General features: G+C 47.2%; 12 protein-coding genes. All 12 read right to left on the reverse strand.

Annotated elements, in window-relative coordinates; genetic code table 11:
• Positions 1–11 precede the first annotated feature (11 nt).
• The 12 genes from hemB to ispG all read right to left on the reverse strand — a co-directional run bounded on the left by hemB (position 12) and on the right by ispG (position 14721).
• A complete protein-coding gene (hemB, locus tag MKY01_RS25360; protein WP_017692601.1) occupies positions 12–1013 on the reverse strand; it encodes a porphobilinogen synthase in 1002 nt (333 codons plus the stop codon).
• A gap of 102 nt (positions 1014–1115) precedes the next feature.
• Positions 1116–2678, reverse strand: coding sequence for a uroporphyrinogen-III C-methyltransferase (cobA, locus tag MKY01_RS25365; RefSeq protein WP_076253319.1), 1563 nt, complete (start codon positions 2676–2678; stop codon positions 1116–1118).
• A gap of 4 nt (positions 2679–2682) precedes the next feature.
• Complete coding sequence (gene hemC, locus MKY01_RS25370; RefSeq protein WP_036605896.1) at positions 2683–3639, reverse strand: hydroxymethylbilane synthase; 957 nt, start codon at positions 3637–3639, stop codon at positions 2683–2685.
• A 2-nt stretch (positions 3640–3641) separates the two neighbouring features.
• Positions 3642–4292, reverse strand: coding sequence for a bifunctional precorrin-2 dehydrogenase/sirohydrochlorin ferrochelatase (locus MKY01_RS25375; RefSeq protein WP_339284067.1), 651 nt, complete (start codon positions 4290–4292; stop codon positions 3642–3644).
• 5 nt (positions 4293–4297) lie between these two features.
• A complete protein-coding gene (ccsA, locus tag MKY01_RS25380) occupies positions 4298–5086 on the reverse strand; it encodes a cytochrome c biogenesis protein CcsA (protein ID WP_047841339.1) in 789 nt (262 codons plus the stop codon).
• 53 nt (positions 5087–5139) lie between these two features.
• Complete coding sequence (hemA, locus tag MKY01_RS25385; RefSeq protein ID WP_036605893.1) at positions 5140–6525, reverse strand: glutamyl-tRNA reductase; 1386 nt, start codon at positions 6523–6525, stop codon at positions 5140–5142.
• 345 nt (positions 6526–6870) lie between these two features.
• Positions 6871–7272, reverse strand: coding sequence for an adenosylmethionine decarboxylase (gene speD / locus MKY01_RS25390; protein WP_036673526.1), 402 nt, complete (start codon positions 7270–7272; stop codon positions 6871–6873).
• 335 nt (positions 7273–7607) lie between these two features.
• On the reverse strand, positions 7608–8195 hold the full coding sequence (locus tag MKY01_RS25395; protein WP_036605891.1) for a hypothetical protein: 588 nt from the start codon (positions 8193–8195) through the stop codon (positions 7608–7610).
• 267 nt (positions 8196–8462) lie between these two features.
• Entirely contained in the window at positions 8463–9119 is a 657-nt protein-coding gene (yihA, locus tag MKY01_RS25400) for a ribosome biogenesis GTP-binding protein YihA/YsxC (RefSeq protein WP_036605890.1), read from the reverse strand.
• A gap of 156 nt (positions 9120–9275) precedes the next feature.
• Complete coding sequence (gene lon / locus MKY01_RS25405) at positions 9276–11615, reverse strand: endopeptidase La (protein ID WP_339284069.1); 2340 nt, start codon at positions 11613–11615, stop codon at positions 9276–9278.
• Positions 11616–11701: 86 nt separating this feature from the next.
• Positions 11702–13456: an ATP-dependent protease LonB gene (gene lonB / locus MKY01_RS25410; RefSeq protein WP_036605888.1), complete on the reverse strand. Its 1755-nt coding sequence runs from the start codon at positions 13454–13456 to the stop codon at positions 11702–11704.
• A gap of 167 nt (positions 13457–13623) precedes the next feature.
• Entirely contained in the window at positions 13624–14721 is a 1098-nt protein-coding gene (gene ispG / locus MKY01_RS25415) for a flavodoxin-dependent (E)-4-hydroxy-3-methylbut-2-enyl-diphosphate synthase (protein ID WP_017692591.1), read from the reverse strand.
• Positions 14722–14835 lie beyond the last annotated feature (114 nt).

Below are 14835 nucleotides of genomic sequence, written 5' to 3' on the forward strand. Positions count from 1 at the left end.
TGTAATTTATTTTATTTCTCAGCCAACCAGCGTGAAGCGTCTTTTCCGTAGTAGGTAATGATCATATCTGCACCTGCGCGTTTCATGCTGAGCAGGATTTCCATGGCAACTTTTTTCTCATCGATCCAGCCTTGAATCGCCGCCGCCTTCACCATGGCATACTCGCCACTTACATTATAGGCAACAAGCGGAAGATCAAATTGATCCTTAATCGTACGCATGACATCAAGATAGGACAGCGAAGGTTTAACCATTAGCATATCCGCTCCTTCGAGCACATCCGTCTCTGCTTCACGCAAGGCTTCACGCGCGTTCGCCGGGTCCATCTGATATGACTTGCGGTCTCCGAATTGTGGTGTGGAATCCGCAGCTTCACGGAATGGACCATAGAACGCGGATGCATATTTAACAGAGTAAGACATAATCGGAATGTGACTGAATCCATTCTCATCCAGCCCCGCGCGGATCGCTTGTACAAATCCATCCATCATGTTGGATGGTGCAATAATGTCCGCTCCTGCTTTGGCTTGAGACACTGCCGTTTGCACGAGTAGATCCAGTGATTCGTCATTTAACACATCTCCGCAGATGTGACCGTCAATCTCCACGGTGTGTACCATACCGCAGTGACCGTGATCCGTGAATTCACACAGACAAGTATCCGCAACAACCAGCAGTTCCGGGTACCAGGATTTGATCAATCTCGTCGCTTCCTGCACAATGCCATCTTCAGCAAAGCCAGATGAACCCACACTGTCCTTCGTCTCGGGAATACCAAACAATAACACGGCTGGAATTCCCAGCTCGGCAATTTCCGTTACTTCCTCCTGAAGACGATCCAGCGAGAAGCGGAATACGCCAGGCATGGATTTAATTTCAGATTTTACATTTTCTCCATACGTCACATAGATCGGTTGAATAAAGTCGTCCACAGTTAGATGGGTCTCTCTGACCATATTGCGAATACCTGTGGATTGACGTAAACGGCGATGCCGTACAATTGGAAAACTCATACGTGTAAAACCTCCCTGAAAGTTAAATAGAGCAAAAAGGGAAGCGCGCTGGTATCCTATCGAATTCAGCACGCTTCATATGTTGACATGATTACATGTGTATTAATTTCGAAGAGCGCCTTCTTTGGTGCCTGTCCGTTTCCAGTCGCATAGCACTGTGATCAAGCTATCCATCGTTGCTTCCTCTGCCATCAGTGTAACCTTTAGTCCAGCGGCTTCTGCCGTTTTCGCTGTAACAGGCCCGATACACGCAACCTCCACATCTTTCAATAAAGGCAGTGGGTCTTGCAACCCCATACGTTTCAACATACTCATGAAGTTGGTAACCGTCGATGAACTTGTAAAGGTCACCGCATGAATTCCACCTTCTTCAAGTAGCTTGAGCAGTTCGTCATCATCCTCACCAGCAAGGATCGTATCGTAGGTGATGGCTTCGGTTACCTGAAGTCCTCGTTCTCTCAACTGATCACGTAACCACGTACGTGCCAGATCACCGTGCGGAAGCAATACTCTCTGACCTTCCTTCAATTCGCTTTCAAAAGCCTCAAGCATGCCTTCGGCCTGGAAAGGACCTTTGACAACTTCAGCTACGATGCCATGTTTGCGCAAAGCGTCCGCTGTGGAAGGTCCTACGGCAGTAATTCTCGCTTGATGAACCGAGCGAATATCCTTGCCTTCCTGTTCCAGATGGCGGAAGAAAAACTCCACGCCGTTCACACTTGTGAAAAACACCCAGTCATAGGTATTTAAAGCACTGAAGGCGTCTTTGACACTTTGCTTGGCAGATTCACTGGATGGCATGACCGTCTCAATAACCGGAAACTCATACGGTTCGCCGCCGAGTTCCTCAATGCGATTCACCAGTTCACTCGCCTGACTGCGAGCACGGGTTACCAGAATTCGTTTGCCAAATAGCGGCAGCGCTTCTGCCCATTTCAATTGTTCCCGCTGATTGACGACATCTCCCACCACAATAACAGCTGGTGGTTGGAAATTGGCTGCGATCACTTTCGCTTCTATATCTTCAAGGGTACCTGTAAGGGTATCCTGTTCCGCTCGTGTTCCCCAACGAATCAGAGCTACCGGTGTTTGCGCTGGACGACCATGACGAATCAATTGTTCGCTGATATATCCAATTTTGGCAACCCCCATCATAAATACAAGTGTGCCCGTTGCATTCGTCACTTTATCCCAATGGATACTGCGATCAAGCTTGTCCGGACTCTCGTGCCCCGTAATAATAGAGATGGAAGATGCATAGTCACGGTGAGTCACAGGAATTCCAGCATACGCAGGTACACTTATTGCAGCGGTAACCCCAGGTACAATCTCAAACGGAATTCCGTTTTTGTGCAGCAAACCCGCCTCTTCGCCCACGCGTCCAAAGATAGTTGGATCGCCGCCCTTAAGCCGAACCACAACCTTGCCTTCAAGAGCCAGATCAACCAACAGTTGATTGATCTCTTCCTGTTTCATCGTATGCCGATCCGGGCGCTTGCCCACGTAAATCTTGACTGCGCCGGGTTTCATTTGTTTCAACAATCTCGGACTTGCCAAACGATCATAGACTACAGCATCGGCTTTCCCGATGGATTCCCACCCTTTTACCGTAATCAGCTTTGCATCCCCAGGACCTGCCCCTACCAAAAAGACCTTTCCCACCATGTCTTCATCCCCTAACTTCTGCCAGTATCTGCTCTGCTCCCCGTTCGATCAATCTCCACGCCACTTCTTCACCCAGACGAACCGGGTCCTTGCCGATCATAGCTTCCTTAAGAATCAGTCCACCATCCGGCGTGCCGACCATACCTGTTAATTGTAACGTGTTTTCACCATTCAGGGAATCTGCATCTTGCTGAGGCACCCACACCGCATGAGCACCAATCGGAACCTGGCAGCCCCCATTTAATACACTGAGAAAACGGCGTTCCGCCTGTACAGGAAATGCTGTCTCGGGATCGTTATACAGCTGCAGTAAGTGCAACAGTTCCTCATCGTCTTCACGACATTCGATACCAAGCGCGCCTTGACCCACTGCCGGAAGGCAAGCTGTTTCCGTCAGGTACTCTGTGATCCGGTCTTCCCAGCCCATACGGTACAATCCTGCAGCTGCCAGAATAATCGCATCGAATCCTTCAGTCTCCAGCTTCCGCAGACGGGAATCAATATTGCCGCGAATCGATTCCAATTGCAAATCTGGACGATAGGCCTTTAATTGACTCGACCGGCGCAGACTGCTTGTTCCGACTCTAGCTCCTTCTGGCAGTTGATCCAGAGTAAGTCCACCATTAGATATCAGCGCATCCCGTGGATCTGCACGACGGGGAATAGCACCATTGATTAATCCTTCGGGTAACTCGGAAGGCATATCCTTCATACTATGCACAGCCATATCAATGGTACGATCAAGCATCGCTTGTTCAATCTCTTTGACAAACAAACCTTTGCCGCCCACTTTTGACAACGTTACATCCAGAATGAGATCTCCCTTGGTAACAATCTTATGTACTTCAAAGTCAAAAGCTAATCCTTCCCGCTCACAAATATCGCGTAAATCCTGAATGACATGACCTGTCTGGGTTAGCGCAAGCGCGCTCTGTCTACTTCCAACTTTAATTGTACGCATATCTACACTTCCTCCTGATTACGGGATATCCAGTCCCCGATTTCTTCTTCGGTCCACCACCGAAAATGGCCTGTACGAATATCTTCTAATATGTGCATTTCAGTTAATTGCCGAAGCAACGTACTCCTGAGACTTGAAGAAGATACGCGTGACTTCACCTCAGTCCTCATCTGGTGCAAAAACTCAAGGTACGTCTCATATTCATCACCGAACTGTCGTTCGAGTGTGGCACGTATCTCCGTAGCTGCTGCCGGTCCCGCTCCTGCTGTGGATATCGCTATGCTTAATCTCCCACGCCTTACCACACTTGGCGTAATAAAGCTACTGTGCTCCGAAGACATCGCGTTATTCACCAATATGCCCGCAGCCTCCGCATCCCGAACCACAGTTGAATTGACCTCTGAATGGTCAGTCGCTGCATATACGAGAAAGGCCCCCCGCAAATCTCCATTGCGGTAGGACCGGTCTATCCATTGAATTCGGGATTCATGATGCAGTTGTTTTAATACGGGAGTAAGCTCCGGACTAATGACCGTAATCTGTGCCTCAGCATGCAGCAATCCCTTAATTTTACGTTCGGCAACACGTCCACCACCAACCACGCAGCACTTTTTGCCTGAAGTATTCACAAATATCGGCGTGTAACGGTCCATCCCCTTCACTCTCCCGTCCAACGATGAAACGCTGAATACGCATTGGATAAAAAACTTATAATGACAAATCCGTACCCGATCAGTGTCCATCTTGCCATGATAATTGTAGAGAACTGTTTCCTTCTCTTGGATACGAAGTACCCCACATAGATGGCTATAGCAAGACCTGTCGCAATAACTTTGAGATCCAAGAGTAGAATCCAGCGTCTTTCCGCCACAATGGATAATACGGCAAGCATCACAGAAACGCCAAGGAGCGGTGTACCTATGAAATTAGCACCATCCATGTATTTGCCGATCACTTCCAGGCTTGGCATCCGCCGCATCGTATCATTCCACTTTTTTTTCTTCAACTTACGGTGCAGGAACAGATATAACATGGCAAATACCGTAGCAACGGTTAACGCCGCAAAACCAAGATTCGCCAAGGTAATATGCATAATGAGTAATCCATGTACCGTTTGCCAGTTATGCAGTGATATCTCTCCGGCCGTAAACCACAGTCGGTTTAATACCGTAACGGAAAAACCTACAACATTCAGCAACAAAATCACAAATTCGGAACGCTGGATGCGAGTCATGACGAGAGACATCAGCACAATACTGAATGAAAATATAAACAAAAAATCAAAGGTGGTATAGATGGGGAAATGGCCTTCAGTCCACATGCGCAATATGACATGCGTTACCTGCAATCCCCAAACAACGACAAGAAACCCTGTGCCTGTCCGCTTCGCCCCCGCATTGCGTCGAATGCAGTCCGAGAAATAGAACAGTAGGCTCAGGGCATACATATAGATTAGAGCTTCATAAACTTGTTCAGCAAGGGTCAAGCTGCCCACCCGCCTTATACGCCTGCCGGAGCATAAGCCGGCACGGGGTCTTGCCGGTTTTCGTTAAGGTGAGCGGCTGGTTTCGCCAGAGCTGTAGCATCACTCTGACTCACTTTTTCAGCGGCCATCTCTACTGCATCTTCCAGAGCGAAAATCTGAGTAAACATGCGCAGAGCTTCATCACCTTGCTTCGTGCCTGCCATTTCCTTAATCCGATTAATCGGATCTGTCGTCATTTGGTTCACAATACTCTTGGTCAAACGACGAATGACTTTACGTTGATGTTCATCCAGCTCAGGCAGTTTATTAAACAGGCTATCCATCGTTTCTTCATGAATGGAGACACCTTTTTCCTGCAAAGCCCGAATAACGGGACGAACACCCAACGTTTTGAGCCAATGGTAATAATCCTCCATCTCAAGCTCAATCATTCTCTCAATTTTGGCAGCTTCCACCTTACGCATCTCCAGGTTGCTCTCCACGATTCCTTCCAGATCATCAATGTCATAGAGAAATACGTTGGATAATTCACCAATCGCCGGATCAATATCGCGTGGAACCGCAATATCAATCAGGAACAATGGACGAGATTGACGACGCTTCATGCTCTCTCGTACCACTGCTGCATCCATGACATAACGTTCAGCTCCAGTGGAACTAATCACAATATCAACTTCATTAAGTCGATCTAGTGCCTGTTCCATGGTACAAGGTGTCCCCCGGAACTTGGCTGCCAATTCTTCAGCTCTTGCGAGCGTGCGATTCGCCACGATGACCTCGGATGCCCCGTTGGCATAGAGATGTTTCACGGTTAGTTCACTCATCTTGCCGGCACCCAAAATGAGCACCTTCTTGTCTGTGAACATGCCAAAAATCCTCTTACCGAGTTCAACAGCAGCATAACTGACAGATACGGCACTCTCCCCGATGGAAGTCTCCGAATGTGCTCGTTTGCCCAGCGTAACTGCCTGTTTGAACAGCATATTAAACCAGGTACCTGTTGATTTCTCTTCCTGCGCTTTAAGAAAAGCCTGTTTCACCTGTCCAAGAATCTGAGTCTCACCAATGACCATGGAATCTAGTCCGCAGATGACGCGGAACAAATGGCGCATGGCTTGATCATCTTCATATATATATAAGTGTTGCGTAAATTCTTCCCGTGGTACGTTAAACCATTGTTCCATGAATGTTCGAATAAAATAACCACACATGTGAAGACGGTCCACCACAACATACAACTCGGTACGGTTACATGTGGCTACGATTACACCTTCCAATACACTCTTGGTCAGCTTGAGCTGCTGCAGCGCTTCAGACAAATCCTTTTCTGCAAATGTGAATCGTTCCCTAACCTCTACAGGCGCCGTGCGATAATTCAAACCAACGACAACGATGTGCATTGCAAGTTCACCTGCCTAATAAATTTCCAATCAAAGTGCTTACTGCATATGTCTATCCATTTATGATTGACAAGGTTAATTATATCACACATCATAGCCATGACCGGGTCATTTTTATGAAATGTTTATGAAATCACCATGTTCATCATCATATGCACTGTCATTTATTGTAGTGTCTCACCAAAGTTCACCGTTATGCGTTAAAAAGTGTCCATTATGAATATTCATAACGATACGCATATTAAAACAAATAGCCATGGAATTATTCCATGACTATTAGAGTTTGGGAGGTTATGTGTCCATCCCGATATGTGAACATTTGTGTGTATGCAATATACTTTTTATTTAAACCCGTTCAGTCTGGTTGTTCATGTCTGGTGTTTCAACTTGTAATTCGCCCAAACCACGTACCAACTTCTTTGCATACGTTTTTTCAGGCTTTAATACGGATACCAGGTAGTCAATAGCAAGCTGTGGATCTACAGTCTCCCCACAAGTGTAACAATCAATCGCTGCAAAACCTCTCTCAGGATACGTATGAATGGAGAGATGGCTCTCAGACAATAGTACAAGTACGGTCGCTCCCTGTGGATCAAACTGCTTGGATTGTACGGACATCACTGTCGCGCCACATGCCTCTGCTGCTTCAACCATTTGGGCTTCCAGATACTCTGCATTGTTCAGTAGATTAAAGTCAACACCCCAAGTATCAACAGCAACGTGTCTTCCGAAAGTTGAATATTCCATCCTTCGGTTCCCCCTTCCTAGGAATAAAATGTTTGAAAAATTTCATCCGCTAGGACCTACGTCATTCACTTCCCGAGGGAAAAATCTCTCGCAACATATAATGTCCTGAGTGAATCCTGGTTCCTATTTTGTTTTCAACGAGATTAAAAATAACATTGAATCAGAGTGAAATCAACCCTTTTCCAGAAGATTGTAAAATAAATATTTCCAATTCGGAATATTCGATCTCACATCAAAAAATTCCCTTGAAACCTCCACATTGGCGAGTGCCACTGCACGGAAGATACAAGGGAATTCATTATATACATATACGTTTATAAACATACAATTTTAAGCTAATAAGCTTCAAGCTCAAACAACCGTTTTTGATGACGAGCAAGGGTCTCATCAATCTGATGGAGCTGATCAGCAGTCGCATCTTTTCTAGTGTCCAGTAGTGAATCGATCTCGGCATACACACGGTTGATTTCGCGTTCTACATCTCTGGCCTGGAACAGATGTTGCAATTCAAGCAACGTATTTTTGTATTCATAGATCACTCGGGTGTTCTCCCCGGTCTTCTCCACAATTTTGCGGACAGTGCCTTGAGCATAAACATACGTCATGGTGAACCCTTTATAGATCCGATGAACGACCCCGTCACCCTTAAAAGTCACAAAGAGCTTCCGGACAACGTTGGTCAGATGCAGATTCACCAGGCGGCAAGATAATTCACAGATATAAAACCCTTCTATGCGGTCAAAAGGGAAATGCACTTCTTCTCCACTTACATCCCCCAGCACAACCTCCTGACAACCATTGTCCAACACCTTAACCCGGTGATGAAGCCTGCCGTCTTCTGTCATGCGCAAAAACTGATGCATCTGGGGTTCTGACAATTTCATAGTGGCCTTAACGTACTCTGTGGCTAACCGCTGAGCCATACAAATCCCTCAATTCTTTCCCGATTGTTTTGCCTTCCTGCACATGTAGCAGTCATCTCAAAATTCTTCAGGCCGGCATGGCCGGTAATTTTGGTACTGTTGGCAATATGCACCTATGCTCATTATACACTACCCTAACGTTATTTTTCTCCAGACCCAGATGATGAATTCTCACGAAATTCCTTAAAAAACCGGATTAATCTGGATCTCATCAAAGATTCATTTAGCATGCTCACTTTCCTGCACTAAAACGGTATACTATCTCGGTTATCCGTTAATTCCGTTGGTTTCTTCCTCATCAGAAGCACCCTCTGCATCCAGCACTGGTGCATACTTATCTATGCGGGCATGGCGGGTAATGATGTCCCATAACTCTTCTTTCCCCAATCCCTCTTCGGATGAAAACGGCACAAACAAATCCCCTGAACGAAGACCCAGTGATTCCTTGATGACTTTGATATATTTGGCTCTGCGTGTTTTTGGAATCTTGTCCATCTTGGTTGCTACGACAACCAAAGGCAGTCCATTATGACGAAGCCATTCGTTCATCATCTTGTCCTCCTTGGACGGTTCATGTCTCATATCCACCATCTGCATGACCAGTTTCAATTCCTCGCGTCCCAACAAATATTTCTCCATCATTTTTCCCCAGGCAAAGCGTTGCTCTTTGGAAACTTTAGCGTAGCCATATCCCGGGAAATCGACGAAGTAGAGATCCTGATTAATTTTATAATAGTTGAGTTGCTGTGTCTTACCCGGTGTAGAGCTCGTCCGAGCCAAATTTTTACGATTGATCAAACGGTTGATCAGGGAAGATTTCCCCACATTGGAGCGTCCCGCCAAAGCAATCTCTGGCAGACCGTCCTCGGGGTATTGTTCAGGCCGAACGGCACTGATAATAAATTCAGATTGATTTACTTTCATATTGTATCTTTCCTCTCTTGAACGCCTGTGCTATGCATCACCTGTTGAAGGTATTATGCCATGGATTGTTCTATCATACCAAAAAAACCGTTCCAGCGGACGCCGAAGCCTCCGCAGAACGGTCTAATCTTCATACGAACCTTTCGGATACGTGGATTACAGGTGAATTCCTGTCTGCTCAACAAGTGCATGCTGTAATACCTGATCCATATGGGCTACAGGGACAAACTCCACATCTTCCTTGATGCTGTCTGGAATGTCACGCAGGTCCCGTTCGTTATCCTTAGGCAATAATATTTTTTTATAGCCGGCACGATGGGCCGCCAGTGATTTCTCTTTCAGACCACCAATCGGCAGCACACGTCCACGCAGTGTTATTTCACCAGTCATCGCGATATCCTTGGACACATGTTTGTTCGTCAAGGCTGAGATTAACGCTGTTGCCATCGTAATCCCGGCAGATGGACCATCCTTCGGAATCGCTCCTTCCGGAACGTGGATATGGATATCGTTCTTCTCATGGAAGTCAGGCGAAATTCCTAGCTGTGTAGCTTTGGAACGGGTGTAACTGAATGCGGCTTGTGCCGATTCCTTCATGACATCCCCCAGTTTACCTGTGAGAGTCAATTTTCCTGTTCCAGGCACAACAGTCACTTCAATGATAAGGGTATCTCCACCCACTTCAGTCCACGCCAGACCCGTTACGGTACCAATCTGATCTTCCAGTTCGGCCATACCATAACGGAACTTGCCAGGTCCAAGGTAATCTTTGATCTCATCGGATGAGATGTTAATCTGACCTTCCACACCCGATACGATGTTCTTGGCAGCTTTCCGGCACAACGAAGCCATCTGCTGTTCCAGATTACGCACACCTGACTCCCGTGTATATTCACGAATTACACGTAACAACGCGTCATCCGGGATTTCCAATTGCTCTTCTTCCAAACCATGGTCCTTCTTCTGTTTGGGCAACAAATAGTTTTTCGCAATTTGTTGCTTCTCCAGTTCCGTATAACCAGGGATGTTGAGCATTTCCATCCGATCCAGCAATGGACGCGGAATATTGTGTACCGTGTTGGCAGTTGTTATAAACATAACGTTGGATAAGTCAAACGGCAATTCTACAAAATGATCACTAAACGTATTATTTTGTTCCGGATCAAGTACCTCAAGTAACGCTGCGGAAGGATCTCCGCGGAAGTCTGAAGCCATCTTATCAATCTCGTCCAGCAGGAATACCGGATTAAGTGACCCTGCCGTTTTCATCCCCTGGATGATACGTCCAGGCATGGCGCCGACATAGGTACGTCGGTGACCACGAATCTCAGCTTCATCCCGCACGCCGCCAAGAGATATTCTTACAAACTCCCGACCTAGCGATCTCGCGATCGAACGAGCAAGTGATGTTTTACCGACCCCTGGAGGTCCGACCAGACAGAGAATTGGTCCTTTGAGCTTCTTGACGAGCTTCTGGACAGCCAGATATTCAAGCACACGTTCTTTGGGCTTTTCCAGTCCGTAATGATCTGCATTGAGCACATCTTCGGCTTTTTGGATATCCAGATCATCCGCTGTCATCTGACTCCAAGGAAGGCCAAGCAGCCAATCCACGTAGTTGCGAATGACTCCGCCCTCGGCTGAACTTGCAGGCATTTTCTCCAGTCGATCAATTTCTTTCTCGACCTTTTCTTTCACCTTGTCGGGCAAGCCGAGTTCTTCCATCTGAGTGCGAAGTTCCTCGACCTCACCCGCACGGCCTTCTTTTTCACCCAGTTCTTTCTGGATCGCTTTCATCTGCTCGCGCAAATAATATTCCTTCTGCGTTTTCTCCATCTGTTTCTTCACACGTTGGCTGATCTTGCGTTCAAGCTCCAGCACTTCGCGCTCATTGTTCAGGATATCCAGCAATTTCTCCAGACGTTCCCGAACGTCGATGGTCTCCAGAATTTCCTGTTTATCCTTGATCTTCAAGGACAGGTGACTCGTGATGACATCGGCCAGACGCCCTGGTTCTTCGATGTCAGACACCGCTGCGAGTGTCTCTGGTGTCACTTTTTTGGACAGATTAATATAATTCTCGAACTGGTTCAGAACGGTACGCATCAAGGCATCCGTCTCCGGATGGGTATTCTCCTCTTCAGGCAGTTCTTTTGCCAGTACTTCATAATATTCCTCGTTGTCCGTATATTCAATAATTTCAGCCCGTTCCAAGCCTTCAACGAGTACACGAATCGTACCGTTCGGAAGCTTCAGCATCTGTCTGACCTTGGCCACGGTTCCGATTCTGAAAATGTCCTCTTGTGTTGGTTCTTCAATATTTACTTCGGCTTGGGAACATAGGAGAATCAGATGTTCTTCTACCATCGCTTTTTCTAAAGCCTTGACCGATTTCTCCCGGCCCACATCGAGATGCAGTACCATACTCGGGTAGACGAGAAGTCCTCTTAAAGGCAGTAAAGGAAAACGACGACCTTTCGCTTTGCTCGGTCCCATCGCTTTCGCACCTCCAATGGCTCTCAGGTTGTAGTCATTCATTATTCTATCAAATGTTCACATAAAAAACCAATGAAGGGAAGCGCTTAGCAGCTTCCCGAATCTGTAACCTGTCCTGGACGAGGCACGTCCGCACGCAAATAGGAAGCGGATGCCGGTGGAAAAATCTCCGGTGCAGGTGCAACTGTCTCCTCTGCAAGCTTCGTTTGTTCCATCTGTTGTGATTCCGGAACCCAGGCGAACACTTCACGGAATACGTCCTGTACCGTATCTACCGGGATAACGCGCAAGCCATCCAGATTCTCAAAAATGGACTGCCAGTTCTCCGCGGGAATAATAACGGTCTTCGCTCCTGCCTGAAAGGCAGCCTCGACCTTGGCCAGCACGCCACCGATAGGCTTAACCCGACCATGAATACTGATCTCGCCAGTCATCGCTGTCTCATGATCCACAGGACGCCTCTGAATGGCTGATGTAATGGCAGTCGCCATGGCAATCCCGGCGGATGGACCATCAATAGGTGTCCCACCTGGGAAATTCACGTGTAAATCGTAATCATTCGGACGAATACCCATGGCTTTTAATACGGTTAACACATTTTCAACCGAGCCTTTGGCCATACTTTTTCGCCGGAGTGTACGCGAACCGCCTCCAATCTCTTCTTCATCCACAACGCCTGTAATGTTGATTCGGCCTTGATCTTTAAGAGCCGGAACAGCAGATACTTCGATCTCCAAAATGGTTCCCATATTCGGTCCGTATACCGCCAAGCCGTTAACAAAACCCACCTGCGGCTGTGTAGGGACCTTCCGATCAGGCCGTGGCTGAATCTGACTGCTACCCGCCACCCACTCCACATCAGACGCCTGAAGCGTCTCACGCTTCTCTGTCAGCGCAAGTCCAGCAGCCAGCTGGATGATATTGACCGCTTCACGTCCATTGGTTGCATATCGCTTGACCACATCAACGGCATCCGGACATGGACTGAACCCTATTTTCTGAACAGCATCCTCTGCAATTCGCCCAATCTCCTCAGGCAACAAAGGACGGAAATAAACTTCCATGCAGCGGGAACGCAGAGCTGGTGGCAGTTCATGAGGCGAACGTGTCGTTGCTCCAACAAGGCGGAAATCGGCCGGCAGGCCATTTTGAAAAATATCGTGGATATAAGCAGGAGTATGCGTGTCTTCCGAGTTATAGTACGCACTCTCCAAAAACACCTTGCGATCCTCCAACACTTTCAACAGCTTATTCATCTGAATCGAATGTAATTCACCAATCTCATCAATAAAAAGCATTCCCCCATGCGCTTTCGTGACAGCGCCCGGTTTCGGTTGGGGAATACCTGCAACGCCCATGGCTCCTGCTCCCTGATATATCGGATCGTGGACCGAACCAATTAAGGGGTCCGCAATACCACGCTCATCAAAACGAGCTGTTGTTGCATCCAACTCCGTGAATTTCGCGTCTGGCTTGAAAGGCGATGTTGGATTCTTCTTAGCCTCTTCCAAAACGACCCTTGCCGCGGCTGTCTTCCCGACTCCGGGAGGGCCATAAATGATAACATGTTGCGGATTAGCACTGCACAAAGCAGCTTTAAGGGCACGCAGCCCGTCTTTTTGCCCAACAATATCGTTAATGGTAGCTGGACGCGTCTTCTCCGACAACGGCTTGGTGAGTGAGATCGAACGCAACTTGCGCAGCTTCTCCAGTTCCTTGCGAGATTCACGCTCAACGGCACTGCGGTTTGTTTTCTGACCACGCAGCAGGTTCCAGAAATACAAACCAATCACCACTCCAAAAAATAACTGAATCAACATGATGACCATACCAAATTCCATGTCTTCACATCCTCCTATTTTGTCGCTATTCTCATATGAGATCATGCTAATACTTGGTAGTATAGCCTTTTCAACGCGACGTAAACGGGCGATACGGAATTTGTATGCGAGAAAATAAAAAGCCCGCCATCGCTGGCGAGCTTTTGTTGTAACAAGATATGAATCAATCAGTGCGAACGACCAGGAATAACACCTGTCTCTTCGTAGGCTTCGACGATTTTGTCGATCTCTTTTTTTAATTCCTCAACCATGATTTCTTCAGGCACTTTACGAATCATCTTACCATGACGGAACAAGAGACCTTCTCCACGAGCACCGGCAATTCCGATATCCGCTTCTTTGGCCTCACCTGGACCATTAACCGCACAACCCAACACCGATACTTTAATCGGCACCTTCAGTTTGGAGATATACTCTTCCACTTCGTTGGCAATGGAGAACAGGTCGATGTCCAAACGTCCACACGTTGGGCAGGAGATCAATGTGGCTGCATTTGTAATGAGTCCAAATGTTTTGAGCAGATCACGAGCGACCTTAATTTCTTCTACCGGGTCCGCACTCAGTGAGATCCGCATCGTAGAACCAATACCCATGGACAATAAGGCTCCCATACCTGCGGAGCTTTTGATCGTACCGGAGAACAATGTACCCGCTTCGGTAATCCCGAGATGCAACGGATACGGAATGATTTGAGCTGCTTTGGTATACGCCTCAATTGCCATCGGCACATCCGATGCTTTGAGAGACACGATGATATCATGGAAATCAAGCTCTTCCAAAATACCAATGTGATACAATGCACTTTCTACCATAGCATCTGCCGTAGGATACCCATACTTCTCAAGGAGATGGTTTTCCAAAGACCCCGCATTTACTCCAATCCGAATCGGAATGCCGCGGTCTTTACAAGCCTTAACCACTTCTTCCACTTTTGCACGTTTACCGATGTTACCTGGATTAATCCGAACTTTATCAATGCCGTTCTCAATCGCAAGTAAAGCCAGCTTATAGTTGAAATGAATGTCCGCTACGAGCGGTATATTAATGCGTTTTTTGATTTCCTTGATGGCTGCGGCAGCTTCCTCATTATTCACCGTTACACGTACCACTTGACAACCCGCTTCTTCCAGTCGCAGAATCTCTGCAACCGTTGCTTCAACGTCTGCCGTTTTGGTTGTACACATACTTTGGATAATGACTTCGTTACTGCCACCGATCGTTACGTTTCCCACTTTCACGGGACGTGTATCCTGTCTTAAATACATGAGTGATTTCTCTCCCCACAACGTCAAAGCTCCACCCTGACAGAGACATGAATTCGCCTTCTGCCAAAGTGGAGAACTGACAAGTCTATATTTCAGAGTTCAACGGGATTCAGG

The organism is Paenibacillus sp. FSL R5-0486 (genome assembly GCF_037975155.1).
Classification (GTDB): Bacteria; Bacillota; Bacilli; order Paenibacillales; family Paenibacillaceae; genus Paenibacillus; species Paenibacillus amylolyticus.

Coding starts and splice junctions, on each gene's coding strand:
- MKY01_RS25395 (WP_036605891.1), bottom strand. CDS start 8,195: ATGGCTCAGCGGTTAGCCACAGAGTACGTTAAGGCCACTATGAAATTG.
- hemA (WP_036605893.1), bottom strand. CDS start 6,525: ATGCACATCGTTGTCGTTGGTTTGAATTATCGCACGGCGCCTGTAGAG.
- MKY01_RS25375 (WP_339284067.1), bottom strand. CDS start 4,292: ATGGACCGTTACACGCCGATATTTGTGAATACTTCAGGCAAAAAGTGC.
- yihA (WP_036605890.1), bottom strand. CDS start 9,119: ATGAAAGTAAATCAATCTGAATTTATTATCAGTGCCGTTCGGCCTGAA.
- lonB (WP_036605888.1), bottom strand. CDS start 13,456: ATGGAATTTGGTATGGTCATCATGTTGATTCAGTTATTTTTTGGAGTG.
- hemB (WP_017692601.1), bottom strand. CDS start 1,013: ATGAGTTTTCCAATTGTACGGCATCGCCGTTTACGTCAATCCACAGGT.
- speD (WP_036673526.1), bottom strand. CDS start 7,272: ATGGAATATTCAACTTTCGGAAGACACGTTGCTGTTGATACTTGGGGT.
- lon (WP_339284069.1), bottom strand. CDS start 11,615: ATGGGACCGAGCAAAGCGAAAGGTCGTCGTTTTCCTTTACTGCCTTTA.
- hemC (WP_036605896.1), bottom strand. CDS start 3,639: ATGCGTACAATTAAAGTTGGAAGTAGACAGAGCGCGCTTGCGCTAACC.
- ispG (WP_017692591.1), bottom strand. CDS start 14,721: ATGTATTTAAGACAGGATACACGTCCCGTGAAAGTGGGAAACGTAACG.
- ccsA (WP_047841339.1), bottom strand. CDS start 5,086: ATGTATGCCCTGAGCCTACTGTTCTATTTCTCGGACTGCATTCGACGC.
- cobA (WP_076253319.1), bottom strand. CDS start 2,678: ATGGTGGGAAAGGTCTTTTTGGTAGGGGCAGGTCCTGGGGATGCAAAG.